Source organism: Verrucosispora sp. WMMA2121 (assembly GCF_027460185.1).
GTDB lineage: Bacteria > Actinomycetota > Actinomycetes > Mycobacteriales > Micromonosporaceae > Micromonospora > Micromonospora palythoicola.
In genome coordinates this window covers 985,589-1,002,407 of sequence record NZ_JAPZBH010000004.1, presented here as the reverse complement: position 1 = coordinate 1,002,407, position 16,819 = coordinate 985,589, and the positions used below count along the sequence as shown (strand labels likewise).

At 72.4% G+C, this 16,819-nt stretch carries 16 protein-coding genes and 2 pseudogenes; 10 read left to right on the top strand and 8 right to left on the bottom strand.

From position 1 onward, the window contains the following. The first annotated feature begins 67 nt into the window (after positions 1 to 67). Both O7605_RS05345 and nudC read left to right on the top strand, forming a co-directional pair. On the top strand, positions 68 to 1,396 hold the full coding sequence (locus tag O7605_RS05345; RefSeq protein WP_269738172.1) for a M16 family metallopeptidase: 1,329 nt from the start codon (positions 68 to 70) through the stop codon (positions 1,394 to 1,396). 103 nt (positions 1,397 to 1,499) lie between these two features. Further along, complete coding sequence (gene nudC, locus O7605_RS05340) at positions 1,500 to 2,393, top strand: NAD(+) diphosphatase (protein WP_269738721.1); 894 nt, start codon at positions 1,500 to 1,502, stop codon at positions 2,391 to 2,393. A gap of 183 nt (positions 2,394 to 2,576) precedes the next feature. On the opposite strand, the gene O7605_RS05335 is transcribed toward nudC, so the two are convergent. From O7605_RS05335 to O7605_RS05325, 3 genes are all read right to left on the bottom strand, one after another. Beyond that, the gene (locus O7605_RS05335) at positions 2,577 to 2,849 is read right to left on the bottom strand and encodes a hypothetical protein (RefSeq protein WP_269738171.1); all 273 of its coding nucleotides are present in this window, start codon (positions 2,847 to 2,849) and stop codon (positions 2,577 to 2,579) included. A 213-nt stretch (positions 2,850 to 3,062) separates the two neighbouring features. Continuing rightward, a complete protein-coding gene (locus tag O7605_RS05330; protein WP_269738170.1) occupies positions 3,063 to 3,299 on the bottom strand; it encodes a DUF397 domain-containing protein in 237 nt (78 codons plus the stop codon). 67 nt (positions 3,300 to 3,366) lie between these two features. Continuing rightward, on the bottom strand, positions 3,367 to 4,347 hold the full coding sequence (locus O7605_RS05325; protein WP_269738169.1) for a helix-turn-helix domain-containing protein: 981 nt from the start codon (positions 4,345 to 4,347) through the stop codon (positions 3,367 to 3,369). 233 nt (positions 4,348 to 4,580) lie between these two features. Between O7605_RS05325 and O7605_RS05320 the strand changes: the two genes are divergently transcribed. Continuing rightward, the gene (locus O7605_RS05320) at positions 4,581 to 6,002 is read left to right on the top strand and encodes an MFS transporter (RefSeq protein WP_269738168.1); all 1,422 of its coding nucleotides are present in this window, start codon (positions 4,581 to 4,583) and stop codon (positions 6,000 to 6,002) included. Positions 6,003 to 6,037: 35 nt separating this feature from the next. Here O7605_RS05320 and O7605_RS05315 read toward each other — a convergent pair whose 3' ends face one another. Further along, a complete protein-coding gene (locus O7605_RS05315; RefSeq protein WP_269738167.1) occupies positions 6,038 to 6,280 on the bottom strand; it encodes a mycoredoxin in 243 nt (80 codons plus the stop codon). Between the two features lie 92 nt (positions 6,281 to 6,372). Between O7605_RS05315 and O7605_RS05310 the strand changes: the two genes are divergently transcribed. The 3 genes from O7605_RS05310 (at position 6,373) to O7605_RS05300 (ending at position 9,447) form a co-directional block, all read left to right on the top strand. Beyond that, positions 6,373 to 8,526 carry an ATP-dependent DNA helicase UvrD2 gene (locus O7605_RS05310; protein ID WP_269738166.1) on the top strand — a complete coding sequence of 718 codons (2,154 nt, stop codon included), beginning with the start codon at positions 6,373 to 6,375 and terminating at the stop codon, positions 8,524 to 8,526. A gap of 139 nt (positions 8,527 to 8,665) precedes the next feature. Beyond that, positions 8,666 to 8,950, top strand: coding sequence for a hypothetical protein (locus O7605_RS05305; RefSeq protein WP_269738165.1), 285 nt, complete (start codon positions 8,666 to 8,668; stop codon positions 8,948 to 8,950). 131 nt (positions 8,951 to 9,081) lie between these two features. Then, entirely contained in the window at positions 9,082 to 9,447 is a 366-nt protein-coding gene (locus O7605_RS05300; protein WP_099849908.1) for a WhiB family transcriptional regulator, read from the top strand. A 302-nt stretch (positions 9,448 to 9,749) separates the two neighbouring features. On the opposite strand, the gene O7605_RS05295 is transcribed toward O7605_RS05300, so the two are convergent. From O7605_RS05295 to O7605_RS05285, 3 genes are all read right to left on the bottom strand, one after another. After that, positions 9,750 to 11,078 carry an ABC1 kinase family protein gene (locus O7605_RS05295; RefSeq protein ID WP_269738164.1) on the bottom strand — a complete coding sequence of 443 codons (1,329 nt, stop codon included), beginning with the start codon at positions 11,076 to 11,078 and terminating at the stop codon, positions 9,750 to 9,752. Between the two features lie 70 nt (positions 11,079 to 11,148). Next, complete coding sequence (locus O7605_RS05290) at positions 11,149 to 12,195, bottom strand: hypothetical protein (RefSeq protein ID WP_269738163.1); 1,047 nt, start codon at positions 12,193 to 12,195, stop codon at positions 11,149 to 11,151. Between the two features lie 193 nt (positions 12,196 to 12,388). Then, complete coding sequence (locus tag O7605_RS05285; protein WP_012014940.1) at positions 12,389 to 12,556, bottom strand: DUF5679 domain-containing protein; 168 nt, start codon at positions 12,554 to 12,556, stop codon at positions 12,389 to 12,391. 533 nt (positions 12,557 to 13,089) lie between these two features. On the opposite strand from O7605_RS05285, the gene O7605_RS05280 reads away from it, so the two are divergent. The 3 genes and pseudogenes from O7605_RS05280 to O7605_RS32080 form a co-directional block, all read left to right on the top strand. Continuing rightward, a complete protein-coding gene (locus tag O7605_RS05280) occupies positions 13,090 to 13,611 on the top strand; it encodes a M48 metallopeptidase family protein (protein WP_269738162.1) in 522 nt (173 codons plus the stop codon). A 32-nt stretch (positions 13,612 to 13,643) separates the two neighbouring features. After that, positions 13,644 to 13,863, top strand: a pseudogene (locus tag O7605_RS32085) (hypothetical protein); the annotation flags it as partial. A gap of 110 nt (positions 13,864 to 13,973) precedes the next feature. Continuing rightward, positions 13,974 to 14,330: pseudogene (locus O7605_RS32080) on the top strand (hypothetical protein); the annotation flags it as partial. A 29-nt stretch (positions 14,331 to 14,359) separates the two neighbouring features. On the opposite strand, the gene O7605_RS05270 reads toward O7605_RS32080, so the two are convergent. Further along, complete coding sequence (locus tag O7605_RS05270) at positions 14,360 to 15,658, bottom strand: zinc-dependent metalloprotease (RefSeq protein WP_269738160.1); 1,299 nt, start codon at positions 15,656 to 15,658, stop codon at positions 14,360 to 14,362. Between the two features lie 115 nt (positions 15,659 to 15,773). On the opposite strand from O7605_RS05270, the gene O7605_RS05265 reads away from it, so the two are divergent. Beyond that, positions 15,774 to 16,787 carry a YlbL family protein gene (locus O7605_RS05265; RefSeq protein ID WP_269738159.1) on the top strand — a complete coding sequence of 338 codons (1,014 nt, stop codon included), beginning with the start codon at positions 15,774 to 15,776 and terminating at the stop codon, positions 16,785 to 16,787. The last annotated feature ends 32 nt before the right edge of the window (positions 16,788 to 16,819 follow it).

Here is a 16,819-nt window from a genome sequence, read left to right as displayed (position 1 = left end):
GGTGGCCGGTGAGCGCGAGGAGTGAGCCGGTTTTGCGAGCCCCGCAGTCGCGAACGGAGGATGGCCGGTGAGCGCGAGGTTGCGGCAGTTGCCGCCGTTGGGTCCGACCCGCCGGCTCAAGCTGCCCCGGCAGGCCGAGCGCACCCTCGGCAACGGACTCACCGTCATCGTGGTGCGCCGGCCGGCGGTCCCGTTGGTGGAGCTGCGGCTCTGGATGCCCTTCGGGCGGGCCCACCTGGCCCGGGGACACCTGCTCACGCAGACGCTGCTTTCCGGCACCGAGACGATGAGCAGCGTGCAGATCGCCGCGGAGCTGCAGAAGATCGGCGGCGGCCTCTCCGCCGGGCTCGACCCGGATCGGCTGATGATCTCCGGCACCGGCCTGGCCACCGGGCTGGACCGGATGCTGGAGATCCTCGCCGAGGTGCTCACCGGGGCCAACTACCCGGCCGGGTGGGTGGGCGTCGAGCGGAACCGGCTCGTCGACGGCATCCAGGTCGCCCGGAGCCAGCCGGCGCACCTGGCCCGTACGGCACTGCTGCGGCGGATCTTCGACGGCCACCCGTACGCCGTGCAGACACCGGAGCCGGAGCAGGTCGCAGCCGTCCGCCCGGCGGCGTTGCGGTCGCTGCACGCCCAACGGGTGCATCCGGCGGGCGCGGTGCTCGTGCTGGTCGGCGACCTGCGCCCGGAGCGGGCGTTGGACGCGGCCGAGAAGGCCCTCGGTGGCTGGAACGGTGCCGGGCACCCGGCCGACGTGCCGCCCGCCCCGCCGCTGGAACCGGGCCCGCTGCTGCTTGTCGACCGGCCCGGATCGGTGCAGTCGTCGATGCGGGTGGCGTTGCCGGCGGTGCCGCGTACCCATCCCGACCACGCCGCCCTGCAACTGGCCAATCTGATCTTCGGCGGTTACTTCTCCTCGCGCTGGGTGGAGAACATCCGGGAGGACAAGGGCTACACCTACGGTCCGCATTCGTTGATCGAGCATGCGGTGGCCGGTTCGGTACTGGTGGCCGCCGCCGAGGTGGCCACCGAGGTGACGGCGCCGGCGTTGCTGGAGACGAGTTACGAGCTGGGTCGGCTCGCCACCGTGCCGCCCGCTCCGGACGAGCTGGAACAGGCCCGGCAGTACGCCCTCGGTACGCTCCAGCTCGGCATCTCCACCCAGGCCGGGCTGGCGTCGCTGGTCAGCGCCTACGCCGGCAACGGGCTGCGGCTGGACTTCCTGGCCGAACACGCGGCCCGGCTGGCGAAGGTGGGCGTCGACGACGTCACCGAGGCGGCCGCTCGCTATCTCGCGCCGTCCCGAGCGGTCACGGTCGTGCTCGGCGACGCCGAACGGGTCGCCGCCGCACTGGCCACGCTGGCCCAGGTCGAGACCGTCGCTGTTCCGTGACGGACGTGCGTCACGCGGTGGTCGTCGGGTGCCGGGGTCACGCGCCGTGGTGAGTGAACGCGGGGACGACAGCCCGCCGCTGGCCCGGTCCACGCTGGACCGGATGGCGCACCGGCGTACCGATCCGCAGTGGCTGGCCCGGGCCTGGGCCGGTGCGCGGGTGTTGGTGCTGGACGTGGCGGCGGGCGGGCAGGCGCTGGTCCGCACCGACACCGCCGTACCGGAGTTGGTGCTGGTGGGTGCCGACGGCCTGCCGCCGGCCCTCGCCGCCGGGGCGATGTTCCTCGGCGTCGAGCCGGACGGGACGGCGGTCTTCTGTGTCCACGGCACCCTGCCGTCGGTGCCGGAGAGCCGGCCGGCCCAGCTGCGGACCATCGGGCACCTGCTCAGCGACCGGGACGCCGGACTGTTCACCACCGCGCTGGCGTTGACCAACTGGCATCTGCGGCATCTCTACCACCCGGTGACCGGTGAGCCGACCCGGACCGACGAGGCGGGCTGGAGCCGGGTGGACCGCACCGGCGAGCGGGTTTGGCCGCGTACCGACCCGGCGATGATCGTGCTCGTGCACGACGGGGTCGGTGGCGGCGAGGGCCGGTGCCTGCTCGGCAACAACGCCACCTGGCCAAGTTCGACGGACGGACGGCGGTTCTCCTGCCTGGCGGGCTATGTGGAACCGGGGGAGTCGGCCGAGGCCGCGGTACTGCGCGAGGTCCGCGAGGAGGTCGGCGTCGAGGTCCGCGACATCGCGTACGAGGGCAGCCAGGCGTGGCCGTTCCCCGGCTCGCTGATGCTCGGCTTCCTGGCCACCGCCGACCCGGCGCACCCGCTGCGGCTCGATCCGGCCGAGATCGCCGAGGCGCGCTGGTTCTCCCGGCAGGAGATCGAGACGGCGCTCGCCGGCCGGCCGGTCGAGGTGGGCGACACCCGCCTGCTGCTGCCACCGCCCTCGTCGATCGCCCTGTTCCTGGTGCACCGCTGGCTCGACGAACGCTGATCAGCCCGGCGCGGCGCCGCTGAGGGTGGCGCCGCAGCGTTCGGCGGCGCGGGCGACGGGTGCGGCCCCGGCCCGTGACCGTCGTTGCCGCGGCGGTCACGGACCGGGGACACGGGCCGTCGTGGTCGGCTGGGTGAGGAACTCGGCGGGGGAGCCGGTCGACCACGACGGACGTGCGGTGGATCAGGTGCCGGGCCAGTCCGCGACGGCCCGGTGGTGGCGTGGGTCGTCCAGCGGCAGCACCTTGACCCGTTGCTTCCCGGAGCGGACGGCGCCCACGGTGGCGATCGCGCGGGCCAGCAGCAGTGCGGCGTCGCGGTCGTCGGCGTGGACGACCTGGCGGCGTGGCTCGGGCCTGGCGGTCTCGTCCCGCAGGCGCTGGCCGTCCGCCCAGGCGGCGGTGATGTCGGCGTCGGCGGCGGTGCGGATGTCGGTGCGAACGATCAGGAACCGCATGTGGGTCTCCGGATGTGTCGCGACGGGTGGAAGCGTGGAAGTTCCACGTCACTATGCCGCCATCGTACGCCCGGCGCTCGTCCCAGCAAGTGAAACGCGCCCATCGGTCGGCATCCCCGACCGATCATCCGATCCCTGCTCAGCGTCGGTGGGGGCAGACGACGACGGGGGCCGCCGGCTGTTCAGCCGGCGGCCCCGCGGGATGTCCGCGTGCTAGGGCTTGTCGAACTGCCCGTTACTCGCACCGGAGATGAAGCCCTGCCATCCCACCCGGCCGAACAGCAGCACCGGACCACCACGGTCCTTGCTGTCGCGTAGCGCCACTGCGGCGGGACCGATGGACAGCGGCGCGACCTCCACGCAGTTGGAGGTCTGGCTGCGGGTACTCGTGCGCCAGGGTGCGTCCGCGAGTTGGGCGAGGACGGACGGCGTGTTGCGGAACTCGTTCATCGTGCGCTCCTGAGGTGAACCGATGGACCGAGTGGCACCGCACGTCCCGACGGCGGGCCGGTGCTGGTCACCGTTCCGTCAGGCGCCCGGAGGATCTGCGGCGTTGGGTCGGCGCCGTTGCCGGACCACCCGCCACAGTGGGCGGGACCGCCGCGCTGGACAGCCGTCCCGACGTATCCATCAGCCAGGAGAGGGTGTCCGTTGCGGAAAGTGCCGCCGTGCATAGCCACTCGAACACCACTTTATAGCGATTTAGGGTGATTACCTCGGTCGACATGACGTCGGTGAAGCCACCTTCGATGGCGAGCGTCTCCGGATCGAGGGGATCGGCGAACCGATAGACCGAGAACGCGGTCGGCGGGAGGTACCACTGGCCGATCGGGGTGTCCCGGGGCAGCACGTGCAGCGTGACGTTCGGCAGCATGGCCAGCTCGCAGAGCTGCGTCAGCTGCTCCCGGAGCACCTCGGGCGGTCCGGCCCGGCGGCCGAGTGCGGACTCCTCCAGCACCGCCGTGTAGCGCGGCGGGTCGGTCTCCCGGGTGAGCGCCGACTGACGCGCCAACCGGGCCCTGATCTCGGTCTCGATCTCGTCCTCGGCCTCCGGCGCACCGGCGGCCTGGTCGACCTGCCAGGCCGAGGAGATTCGCATCCGCGCGTACCCGGTGGTCTGCAACAGCCCCGGCACCAACACCGGGTTGTACTCGGAGATCTCGGCGCAACCCGCCTCCAGCTCGGCGAAGCCGCGCTGTTGCTGGGTCATCGCCGGATACCGCTTCAGCCAACCACGCATGTCGCCGGCCTCGTGGGTGATGCCGAGCAGTTCCAGCCGGAGGGTGTCGTCGACGTGGTAGAGGTCGAGCAGATCCCGGACGTCACCCGGATCGGGTCGGCTGCGACCGTTCTCCAGTCGGGACAGTTTGGACGCGGAAGCCCAGCCGATACGTTCGATGACCTGGTCGCCGGTGAGCCCGGCGGCCTCCCGCAAGCGGCGCAGTTCGCCGCCGAGCCGGCGGCGGCGCAGGATCGGGCTGGGTACGGCAGGAGGCACAGTGTCCTCTTTTCCGTCGACCGCCGCGGAGGCGACGGTAACCGTATGAAATTCGCCCCCCACGGTCAGTATGGACGTCGCGACTGGCGCCGGCGGCACCGGCGGCGGGCGTGTCATCGGAAATACGCAGACCCGACAGCGACTCCGGTCGGCGCGACAGAGCGTCGCCGGCTCCGCCGAACCCGCCCCGCCGAACCCGCCCGCCGCACCCGAGTCGCGCCACCGGAGGATCAATGCGCACCGTCCTGAGTCGCCCGGACTTCCGTCTGCTCTTCGGTGGACTGTTGGCCAGCATGACCGCGGAGTCGATCCTGCTGCTCGCGCTCGCCGTCTGGGTGAAGGACCTGACCGGATCGGACGGCCTCGCCGGTGCCACGATCTTCGTCATCCTCGCGCCACGCATGCTGGCACCGCTGGTCGGGTGGTTCGTCGACAGGTATCCGCGGCGCCCCTGCTTTGTGGTCACGAACCTCGCGACGGCGCTGCTGCTCACCCCCCTGCTCGCGGTCCGCGGCGCGGCGGATCTGTGGCTCATCTACGCGGTGGCCGCGGCGTACGGGTTGTCGAACCTGACCGTCGGGGCGGTGCTCAGCCGCCTGGTACGGGAACTGGTGCCACCGGACCTGCTCGGCGAGGCGAACGGGGCGTTGCAGACAGCCCGGCAGGGGCTGCGGTTGATCGGCCCGCTCGCCGGCGCCGGCCTCTACGTGGCACTCGGTGGCTGGCCGTTGGCCGTGGTCGGCATGGCCGGGTTTCTCGTCGCCGCCGTGGTGGTCGGCGCGCCCGGGACGACCACCCGGCCGGGCACGTCACCCGCGCCGCACCCCGGGCCCGGGCGGTCACCCGTGCCGGGCACGTCGGCCGGTTCGGACACGCCGGCCGGCCTGCCGGCGGACGGCGTCGGGCACCGACCACGCTGGGCGGCGGAACTTCTCGCCGGGCTCCGCCACCTGGTGGACGAGCCGGCGTTGCGGCGTGCGCTGCTCGGATACGGGCTCGGCTCGCTGGTGATGGGCTTCACCGAGTCGCTGATCTTCGCGTACGTGGACCGGGGGCTCGGTCGGGAACCGGCGTTCGTCGGCGTGCTCTTCACCGTGCAGGGCATCGGTGGCCTGATAGGTGGGCTGCTCTCCGCCACCGTCCTGCGGCGGGTCGGTGAGCTGGGTGCGCTGGCCGTCGGTGTGGCGCTGTTCGGCCCCGCCGCGCTGCTGCTGGCGTACCCGAACTTGTGGCTCGGTCTCGCCGCGGTGCTGATGGCGGGTCTGTCGCTGCCGCTGGCCCTGGTCGGGCTGCACACCCTGATCCAGCGGCGGACCCCACCGGAACTGCTCGGGCGGGTGGCCGCCGCCGCAGAGGCGGCGGTCAGGTGCCCGCAGGCGTTCTCGATCGGCCTGGGTGCGCTGGTCGTCGCCCTGCTCGACTACCGGCTGGTGTTCGCGTCGGTCGGCCTGGCGACCCTGCTCGCCGGCAACTACCTCTGGCGTGGTCGCCACCTGAGCCCACCACCGGGACCGCCGGCCGGACCGCGGGTGCCCGCTCAACGCCGAGCACCCGAGCAGCGGCAGGGCGAGGTCGATGCCCGCACCCGGACTCCGACCCGCTCCGGCGCAGTTGACCATGATGGTGTTGCCCGGGTCAGGGCAACACCATCATGATCGACGCGGCACGAGCGCGCTTGGCGCGGGCGTGGTCAGGCGGCGATGCTCGCCAGGTGCTGCTTGACCTGGTTGATCGACGGGTTGGTCAACGCGCTGCCGTCGGCGAAACGTAGCGTGGGCACCGTCTGGTTGCCGCCGTTGACCTTCATCACGAACGTCGCAGCCGCCGGATCCTGCTCGATGTCGACCACCTGGTAGGCGATCCCCTCCCGGTCGAGCTGCGACTTCAGCCGGTGGCAGTAGCCGCACCAGGGAGTGGAATACATCGTCAGCATGGTCAGATCCTCCAACGTCGCGCCCGGTGGCTTGCCGATCAAGCACAGGCTATCCGCTGCAACGTTCGGGGAAGCTGCGACAATTCCCCGCTGTGGTGGTTAACTCCGCGTCCGTTCGCGTGCTCGCCGGGCTAGATCCGGAGCAGCGCGCGGCGGTGACCGCCCCGGCCGGCCCGGTCTGCGTGCTCGCCGGCGCGGGCACCGGCAAGACCCGGGCCGTCACGTCCCGGATCGCGTACCGGGCGCTGACCGGTGAGATCTCGGCTCGACACGTGCTCGCGGTCACCTTCACCGCCCGGGCCGCCGCGGAGCTGCGTCAGCGGCTCGCCGTGGCCGGCGTGGCCGGCGTGCAGGCACGCACCTTCCACGCGGCGGCGCTGCGCCAGGTGCGCTACTTCGCGCCCCGACTGCTCGACGGTCGGGCCATGCCCGAGTTGCTGGACAGCAAGGTGCGGCTGGTCACCCTCGCCGCGGCGCGAGCCGGGCTGCGGGCCGACCGCACGGCCGCCCGTGACCTCGCCGGTGAGATCGAGTGGGCCAAGTCCTCCCTCGTCGAGCCGGGCGACTACGTGGTGGCCGCGGCCAAGGCGTTGCGGGAGACCTCGTACGAACCGGCGAAGGTGGCGGAGGTGTTCGCCGCGTACGAGCGGCTCAAGCGGACCGGCGGAGTGATCGACTTCGAGGACGTGCTGCGCGCCGCGGTCTGGGGGATCGAGGAGCATCCGGACGTCGCCGAGCAGGTCCGCAACCAGTACCGACACCTGGTCGTCGACGAGTACCAGGACGTCAACCCGCTGCAGCAGCGGCTGCTGGACGCCTGGCTCGGCGGACGCGACGACCTGACCGTGGTCGGCGACGCCTCCCAGACCATCTACTCGTTCACCGGGGCGACCTCGGCGTACCTGGTCGACTTCCCGCGTCGGCACCGCACGGCCACCGTGATCCGGCTGGTCCGCGACTACCGGTCGACGCCGCAGGTGGTCGGGCTCGCCAACGCGGTCATCTCGCAGGCCCGGGGCACCGAGGCGCGGCTACGCCTGGAACTGGTCGGGCAGCGCCCGGCCGGTCCGGAGCCGGAGCGGCGGATCTTCACCGACGAACCGGCGGAGGCTGCCGCGGTCGCCGCCCGCTGTCGGGCGTTGATCGACGCCGGCACCCCGGCCCGCGAGGTCGCCGTGCTGTTCCGCACCAACGCGCAGTCCGAGGCGTACGAGAAGGCGCTGGCCGAGGCCGGCGTGCCGTACCAGGTCCAGGGGGCGGAGCGGTTCTTCGAACGCGCCGAGGTGCGCCAGGCGATGGTCGCGCTGCGTGCGGCGACCCGGTCCCTGCCGGGTGAGACCCCGCTGCGGGCGGCGGTGGTCGAGGCACTTGCCGGCGTCGGATGGGCACCGGACGCGCCGCCGCCGGGCGGCGCCGCGCGCGAGCGGTGGGAGGCGCTGGCCGCGCTGGTGCAACTGGCCGAGGACTACGCGGCCACGCCGGAGATCCTGCCGCTCGGCGTGGCCGCCACGGTGGAGCGTCCGGTCACCCTCACCGACTTCACCGAGGAGCTGGCCCGGCGCGCGGCCCAGCAGCACGTGCCGACGGTGGACGGGGTGACGCTGGCCTCCCTGCACGCCGCCAAGGGGCTGGAGTGGGACGCCGTCTTCCTGGTCGGCCTGGCCGAGGGCACGCTGCCCACCACGTACGCCCGCACCACCGAGCAGGTCGAGGAGGAACGCCGACTGCTGTACGTCGGTATCACCCGGGCCCGGCACTGGCTCTGGCTGTCGTACGCCTCGGCGCGCTCGCCGGGCGGCCGGCCCCGGCGGCCGTGCCGTTTCCTGCCACAACTGTCGCCCACCTCGCCGACCGAGCGGGCCGCCGGGGGACGGACGGCGCGCACCCCGCAGCGGCGGGCCGCGACCCGGATCGTGTCCTGCCGGATCTGCGGCACCACCCTGCTCGCCGGGCCGGACCGCAAGTTGGGCCGATGCGCCACCTGCCCCTCCGACATCGACGACGAACTGCACGAACGGCTGCGCGAGTGGCGGTCCCGGGTGGCCGGCACGCAGAAGGTGCCCGCGTACGTGGTCTTCACCGACGCGACGCTCGTGGCCCTGGCCGAGCGGCGGCCGGGACGGGCGGAGGAGCTGGTCGCGATAGCCGGGATAGGTCCGCGCAAGCTGGGCCTGTACGGGGAGGCGGTGCTGGCGTTGGTGGGTGGCGCAACTGTCGACGAGATCTGCCCACAGAAAACTTTCTGAATCTGGCCGTTAATTCGTTTGCCCTCGCCCCACCGGCCGGCATAGCCTCAGGGCACACCTCGGAAGGGGGCCCTGTTCGGGCTGCTCACGGGGTCTGTGTCCGGGTCGACCACGAGTGAACGTCAAGGAGGTGGCACCGATGGAGAGCTACATCTACCAGCGTCCGACGGCGCTGCCCGTTGCCGTCGCTCCGCTGTCGGCTGCCCCGACGACCGCCGCTGTGCTGGCGGGCGTCCGGGCCACCACCGTCGCCGCGCGACCGTGGGCTCCGCAGGTGCACCGGGCCGAGATTCAGGCCGAGCTGATCCTCGCACCGGTCACGCACGGGCTCCAGGGGAGCAGTGGCTTCACGGGCAAGGGCGTCGATGGCGTCAACAAGCGGATGGACGTCCGCGGTGTTCCACCTCGAGGTAGACCGGTCTGACCACAGACCACCGGCTCACCTCGAGGCCGCGGAACCCGCACACCGGGATCCGCGGCCTCAGTTTTTTGCACCGCCGAAGTACGTCGGAACAGCGATCCACGAGATCGCAGTGAGAGAGAGGTGACCGGGCGATGAGTCTGGCGTTGGCCCCACTCGACGTGAGCGTCGAGGTGGAGGCGAACCTGCCCTGCCGGAAGTTCGACCCCGACCTGTGGTTCTCCGACTCGCCCACCGAGCTGGAACTGGCCAAGTCGCTCTGCGGGGACTGCCCGCTGCGCGTCGAGTGCCTGGCCGGCGCGGTCGAGCGGGCCGAGCCGTGGGGCGTCTGGGGCGGCGAGATCTTCGAGCGTGGCGCGGTCGTTCCGCGCAAGCGGCCCCGTGGCCGCCCGCGCAAGGAGGACCTCGCCCGTGACGCCGAGCTGCGGGTCGAGGCCGAGGCGCGACTGGCGGCCAATGGTCTCGCCGCGTCGCGCAGCGCTGTCCGGCTGGCTGCCTGACATGTTCCCGATCCGGACCAACCCCGCCGGTGTCGCACCGGCCGAGCGAAAGCTGACCACCATGCTGCACCTTCCGAACGGAGCCGAGATGTACCTACTCCACGAAGCGTTGTCGAGGGCTCGAATGCTCCGGCCTCAGGCCGGTCGCACCACCACGAGCACTGAGGCAACCCGATCCGCCCGTACCATCGCCATGACCGGCCGTGCCCGGTCGGCCCGCGAGCTGGGCGTTCTGTAGGACGAACACCGCAAACGGCGGGCGGGGACCGATGTGGTCCCCGCCCGCCGTCGTCGTGTCCGGGTCAGCCGACCGGGGCGAATCCCGGCAACCAGCGCTCCAGGATGCCCCGGTAGGGCGCCTTGGCCTCCAGTTGACACAGCACCCCGATCGACCCGAGCGTCACCCGGTGGATGAGCAGGTAGGACGGCGGCAGGTTGAGCTGCCGGCTGAACTGGTACGCCGGGGAGCGCGGGCTGGCCAGCCGGGTGGCTTCGGCCCGCAGCCAGGCCCGGGTGAACCGGAACTCGTCGGCGGCGATCGGCTCCAGCATCGGCCGTAGGAACTCCAGCAGCGCGTGGGCGTCGATCGGCTCCGCGCCACTGACGAAGCCCTCGGCCCGCAATCCGGCCTCCACCTCGTCGGCGTCACCGCGCAGGGCCAGCCCGGCGATGCGCCCGATCGGTTCCGGCGTACCGTCCGGCATCCGCGCCACCGCCCCGAAGTCGATCACGCCGAGTCGGCCGTCGGGCAGCAGGCGGAAGTTTCCCGGATGTGGGTCGGCGTGCAGCAGCCCGGTCCGCGCCGGCGCGGAGAGGTGCAGGGTGGCCATCAACCGACCTGCTTCGTCGCGCTGCTCCTCGGTGCCGGACCGGATGATGTCGGCCAACGGGGTGCCCGTTATCCACTCGGTGACCAGGACCCGAGGCGAGGCGTGGAAGACCTCCGGCACGTAGATCTCCGGATCGTCGGCGTACCCGGCGGCGAAGGCTTGCTGTGACTCCGCCTCCAACTCGTAGTCCAGCTCCTCGGTGATCCGCTCCCGCAGCTCGACCAGGAGGGGCTTGATGTCCAGCCCGGGCTGGATGGCCCGGAACATGCCCCCCAGCCGGGAGAGCTGCTTGAGGTCGGCGAGGAGGGCGTCGCCCGCGCCGGGATACTGGATCTTCACGGCGACGTTCCGGCCGGTGCCGTCCGGCAGCCGCCACACCGCCCGGTGCACCTGCCCGATGCTCGCCGCGGCGGCCGGGGAGTCGTCGAAGCTCACGAACCGGTCCCGCCACGCCGGTCCCAGCTGCTCGGCCAACACCTTGTGCACGCTGGCGGCAGGCAGCGGCGGCGCGGCCTCCTGAAGTTTGGTGAGCGCCTGCCGGTAGGGCGCGGCGATCTCCTCCGGAAGGGCGGCCTCGAACACCGACAGCGCCTGACCGAACTTCATCGCCCCACCCTTGAGCTGGCCGAGGACGCTGAACAACTGCTCGGCCGTGCGTTGCTGGATCTCGGCGGAGATCACGTCGGAGGCGAGCCCGGTGACGCGCTTTCCCATGCCGAGGACGGTCCGGCCGGCGAAGCCGAGCGGCAGAGCGGCGAGCTTGGCGGTGCGGGACACGGCCCGGCGCGGGATGTCGGTCACTTGCTCATTGTTACCGACCAGGCCGGCCCGCTGCTGCCGTCAGCCGTACCCGCGCCACCTGTGCACCCGCTCACCCGCCACACCGGCAGCGCGGGTGCGGCGGCCAGTAGCGTCGCCGGAGGGTGCCCGGGGCCACCACCTCGACCGACCCGCCGAGGGTTTCCGGGGTACCGCCGTCGAGCTGGCTCAGTGCCTCGCCGACGGCGTACCCGGTCGCGGCCAGCACGAGACTCACGGCGCAGGCCGCGGCGGGCGGGCTGCTGGCGAGTTGGGCCGCGAGCGCCGGCCAGCCGGGATCCCGGTCGGCCCGGTGCAGGTCGCGACAACGCAGGCAGGGACCGACCGGCGGACGGACCAGCGGGCCGACCGTCGGAACCCCCTCGTGGACGTCCACCAGCAGGTGCGGTTGTCGCCGTTGGGCATGGCCCGCGGCCAGCAGCGCGGCCGGCCGGTCGGAGCCGAGTTGCACCACCAGGTCAGGACGGGGTCGCCGCAGGGGGCCGGTGCCGGTGCCCGGGGCGGCCCGCTGGATCGCTGCCCGGGTCGCGGCGTCGAGCGGACGCCCGATCTCGGTGGCGACGATCCCGGTGCCGACGAGGTCGAGCGGGCGGACCGCTCCGGGCAGGTCGGGGTGGACGTGACCGACGCCCGCCTGGGCCAGCGCGACCGCGATGGCGGGACCGAGCGGACCGCCGCCGGTGATCGTCACTCGGGCCGCCAAGCGGCGTCGGAGCAGCTGAGCGGGGGTGCCCGGAAGTCGGGCGGTCGCCATCGCCAGCGCGCTGGCCTCGGCGGCGAGCCGGGTCCGTCGAGGTCCGGTGAGATCCCGGGGCAGGAGGGTGTGCGCCGGCACCACCAGACCGGCGGTGCGCAGGGCGTCGAGCAGGGCACGGGCGTGGTCCGGTCGGACGTCCGTCCCGGCCAGCACCTGCCGCTCGCTGCGGGTGCCGTCGAGCAGGTCGAGTAGCCGGACCGCCCGGGGGTCGGCCACCTCGATCAGGACCGCCCGCTCTCGGCCGAGGCCGAGCTGGAGGGTGTGCCGGTCGCGCCAGAGACGGGCGAGTCCCGGTAGTAGACAGGGACGGGGCGACGGCGGACGTTCGGCGGTTCGCGTCATGGACACGAATAGTGACCGCTTCCGCGCGTTCCGTCGATCGTTGTCCACAGGTGGCTGGACCCAGATCCTGGGTTGTCCACAGGATTCGGCGAGTTATCCACAGCCAGCGAGTGGTGCTGTCGGTGGGCCGACAGTCACCGTGCATGCGGACGGGGGGTGGCCACCGGCCACCCCCCGTCCCGGTACGTGTTCGTCAGACCTTCGCCTTGCCCAGGATGCGGTTCACTGTTGTGCCACATACCGGACACTTGCCCTTGGCCATGTTCATGCCGGTCTTCGAGACCTCGACACGGCCCTCGAAGTCCCGCTTCTCCTTGCACTTGACGCAGTAACCGTTGTAGGTCTGGGCCTGGTCGGCCACGGTGTGCCCTCCTCGTGTCGTCCACCGGTCGATAACGACCCGGTGGGTCTCCGGTGGCGGTCGCTCAGGGCGTCCGGCGCCGGTCCTGTCCGGCGGCCACCTACGTGACCGCTGGTTGGCGGACCCTACCCAGGTGTGGGCGGTTCCATGTCAGCTGCGCATTGCCACTGTGAGCAAGGCGACGTCGAGAGTGTGCACGTCGAATTGGGTTAGATCGGTCAGTTTGCCGGGGACACGCCGACCGGTACCCCGCAATTGCGCTGGTGGTGCCGCCGAGCCGGGTGCGCGACCCTGATTTGGGCTTCCCGACGATGATCACTTACCGTGTTGGTCGGTCCGGGTGTGACACCTCCCCGGCCACCACGAAGGGTGACCGTGACGGCCACCCCGGGTTTGGCAAGAAATTTTTCTGGACTCCTGGCGACCAATCCCCATTTTCCGGACGCGTGTCGGGGGGTTGACTCTTGCGGACCCCTGGTCACAACGCATTAGCTTGCCAACGTGACAGCAAACCGAGGCTGCGCGGTCCACTGATGGCTGGGCCGCGGAAGCCGGTCGTCGAGGTACGGCGCAGCCAGCGCCGGCGACGCACGGTGTCCGCCTACCGCGACGGGGAGCGGGTCGTGGTCCTCATTCCCGATCAGTTCTCCCGGGCCGAGGAAAGCGAATGGGTCGACCGGATGCTCGCCCGGCTGGCGGCCCGCGAGGGGCGCCTGGTCCGCTCCGACGCGGAACTGCTGGCCCGCGCCGGCCGGTTGATCAAGCTCTATCTCACCGAGTACGGCGACCAGGCGCTGCCGGCCAGCGTCCGGTGGGTGAGCAACCAGAACGGGCGGTGGGGCTCCTGCACCCCGGCGGACCGCTCGATCCGGTTGTCCCACCGCCTCCAGGAGATGCCGGACTGGGTGATCGACTACGTGCTGCTGCACGAGCTGGTGCACCTCATCGTGTCCAGTCACAACGCACAGTTCTGGGCGCTGGTCGGCAGGTACCCGAAGACCGAACGGGCGCGTGGCTACCTGGAGGGCGTGGCGGCCGTCGCCGGCACCCCCTGAGTACCGAGGTGCCGCAGCGGTAGGGTCGGTGAATGGCCCGACGTGTGGTGGTGGCGCTGCTCGCGCCGATCGCCTGGGCACCACCCGGTGTCGACCCGGTGCGGTGGCGCAGCGCGCTCGCCGAGGACGTGGTGGATCTGCTCGCCATGCTCAACGAGGTGGACACCGCGGTGGCGGTCACGCCAGCCGACCGCTGGCTGGCCGACGCGGTGATCTGGCCCGGCACGAGGGTGTACGAGGTGCCCGAGCCGAGCCCGAACGCGGTATTCGCCGCCCTGACCGGCGCCCACGGCCCAGACGGCACGGACCCGTCGCCCGGCGCCGGGCCGGCGGGCGAACCCACCCCGGCGACGGACGACCGCTACGAGCAGGTGGCGGTCGTCGCCGGGGACGCACCCGACCTGCCCGGACTCACCGTCGGCAAGCTGCTTCGACCGCTGACCAGCCGGCCGGTCGCCGTCGCCCCGGCCGAGGGCGGCCTCCCCGGGCTGCTCGGGGTGGCGGCCCGGCTACCGGTGCCGTCCTGGTTGCCGCCGCTGGACCTGGACGCCACGGTGCCGGCGGCGGTGCGGGCGGCGGCCCCCCGCCCGGGCGACCTCGCGGTGACCCCTTCCTGGCACCGGCTGCGCGGCCCGGCCGACCTGGCCCGGCTCGATCCGGCACTGAGCGGGTGGGAGCACACCCGGTCGCTGCTGTCCGGTGCCGGCCACAGCGGCTGACACCGGCGCACCGTTCCCGCGACCGCCGATCAGCTGCGGCCCTCGCCGCCATCGGCGTCGTCGGGGCGCTCCGTCTCGCCCGGGGCCTTCTCCTCCGGACCACCCGGCGCGGAGAAGTCGAAGTTCTCCAACTCGGTCATCAGATCGGTGTCGGCCATGGCGAAGGCCACCGGGTCGGCGAAGTCGTCGTCGGAGGGAAGCAGGTCGGGGTGTCCCCACAGCGCGTCCCGGCCGGCGATTCCCCGGTGCTCGGTGAGCGCCGCCCAGAGCGCCGCGGCCTCGCGCAGCCGACGGGGCCGCAGCTCCAACCCGACCAGGGCCGCGAAGGTCTGCTCGGCCGGCCCGCCGGCCGCCCGGCGGCGGCGGAACGCCTCGCCCAGCGCCACGACGTTCGGCAGCCGCCCGGCGGCCGCCCCGTCGACCACGTGGCAGACCCAGCCCTCCACCAGGGCGAGGGCCGTCTCCAGCCGGGCCAGCGACGCCTTCTGGGTCGGGCTGTCCTCCGGTGTGAAGATGCCCTCCAAGGCGATCGCCTGCATCGACTCCGGATCGGTCGGGTCGACCCGACCCATCGCCTCCTCGATCGCCTCGCGATTCACCCGGATGCCGGCGGCGTACGTCTCGACGGCGTTGAGGACGTGCCCCCGCAGCCACGGGACGTGCTCGAAGAGCCGCTGGTGCGCCGCCTCCCGCAGGGCCACGTAGAGGCGGACCTCGTCCTCGGGCAGCTCCAGTCCCTCGCCGTACGCCTTGATGTTGGCGGGGATGAGCGCGGCCGTGCCGGCCGGGCCGAGCGGCAGGCCGATGTCGCCGGCGGAGAGCACCTCCGCGGCGAGCGACCCGAGGGCCTGACCGAGCTGACCGCCGAAGAGCGCGCCGCCGAGCGTGGCGACCATCGACTGCATCGGGCCGAGCTGGGCCCGGGCCTCCGGCGGAACCAGGTCACCCATCGCGCCGACCATCCGGCTGGCCACCGGGTCGCACAGCTTGCGCCAGACGTCGAGCGTTTTGAAGATCCACTCGTTGCGGTTCCAGGACACCGTGTTCCGGATGCCCGAGGGCAGCGCGGAGGCCGGCTCCAGCCAGAGGTCGGCGATGCGCAGCGCCTCCTCCACCGCGTGGCGCTCGTAGGGGGAGACCGCCGGGTCGCCCGCCGCGGCGAGCTGACTGGCCGCCACCTGACGGGCCAGGTCCCAGTTGACCGGCCCGCTGCCCGACGCGGAGAGCAGGTGCTGCAACTGCGACATGAACTGCTGCATCTGCGCAGGGTCGTTGGGGTCGGGCGGCTGCCCACCCGGTAGCGCGAAACCGAACGGAATATCAGGCACGACGTCTACGGTACGCGCGCCCGGCCCCGGGTCGCCGCCACCGCGGTTGCGCTGAGGGCGAAGTCGTGCCTCGTGCCGGCCGGACGCCGCGAGCGGGATCGGTACGCTCTGCCGCATGAGACGTCGCGGCCTGACCGTCCTGCTCGGTGCCCTGCTCACCGCACTGCTCAGCATCGGGGTGCTCGGCGCGCCCGTGCCGTACGTGGTGCTCGGTCCCGGCCCGACCGTCGACACACTGGGCCAGGCCGACGGCAAGGAGGTCATCCAGGTCACCGGCCGGGAGACCTCGACCTCCGCCGGCCAGCTGCGGCTGACGACGGTGGGGGTGCAGCCCGGCGTCAAGCTCCGCTCGGCCATCCAGGGCTGGCTCTCCGACGAACAGGCCGTGGTGCCGCGGGAACTGGTCTACCCGCCGGGGGAGACCCAGGAAGAGGTGGAACAGCGCAACGCCGAGGACTTCCAGGTCTCGCAGACCAGCGCGGAGACCGCCGCGCTGCGGGAACTCGGGTACGAGGTGCAGGTCGTGGTCAAGACGGTCGCCGCCGACGGGCCGTCGGCCGGGGTGCTGCGCCCCGGTGACGTGGTCACCTCGGTCGACGGTGAACCGGTGCCGTTCGCCTCCCGGCTGACCGACCTGATCCGGGCCAAGCCGGCGGGCACGGCGCTGCGGATCGGGTACACCCGGGACGGCGCCGCGCGGACCGACACCATCACCAGTCAGGAGCAGGACGGTCGGCCCCGGATCGGCGTCGAGATCGAGCAGCAGCAGCCGCACCCGTTCACCCTCTCCTTCGATCTGAAGGACATCGGTGGCCCGAGCGCGGGGTTGATGTTCGCCCTGGGCATCATCGACAAGCTGACCCCGGACGACCTGACCGGCGGTCGGATCATCGCCGGCACCGGCACCATCGACGACGCCGGGCAGGTCGGCCCGATCGGCGGGATCCCGCAGAAACTGGTCGGCGCGAAGCAGGCCGGCGCGACCACGTTCCTGGTGCCGGCGGCCAACTGCGCCGAGGCGGTGCGTAACCGGCAGCCGGACCTGCCGTTGGTCAAGGTGGGCTCGCTCGACGAGGCGTTGGACGCGCTGGAGACGCTGCGTTCCGGGGGCGAGCCGACGTACTGCTGATCCGCGCGGCATGACCTTGCGCTCACGCTTTC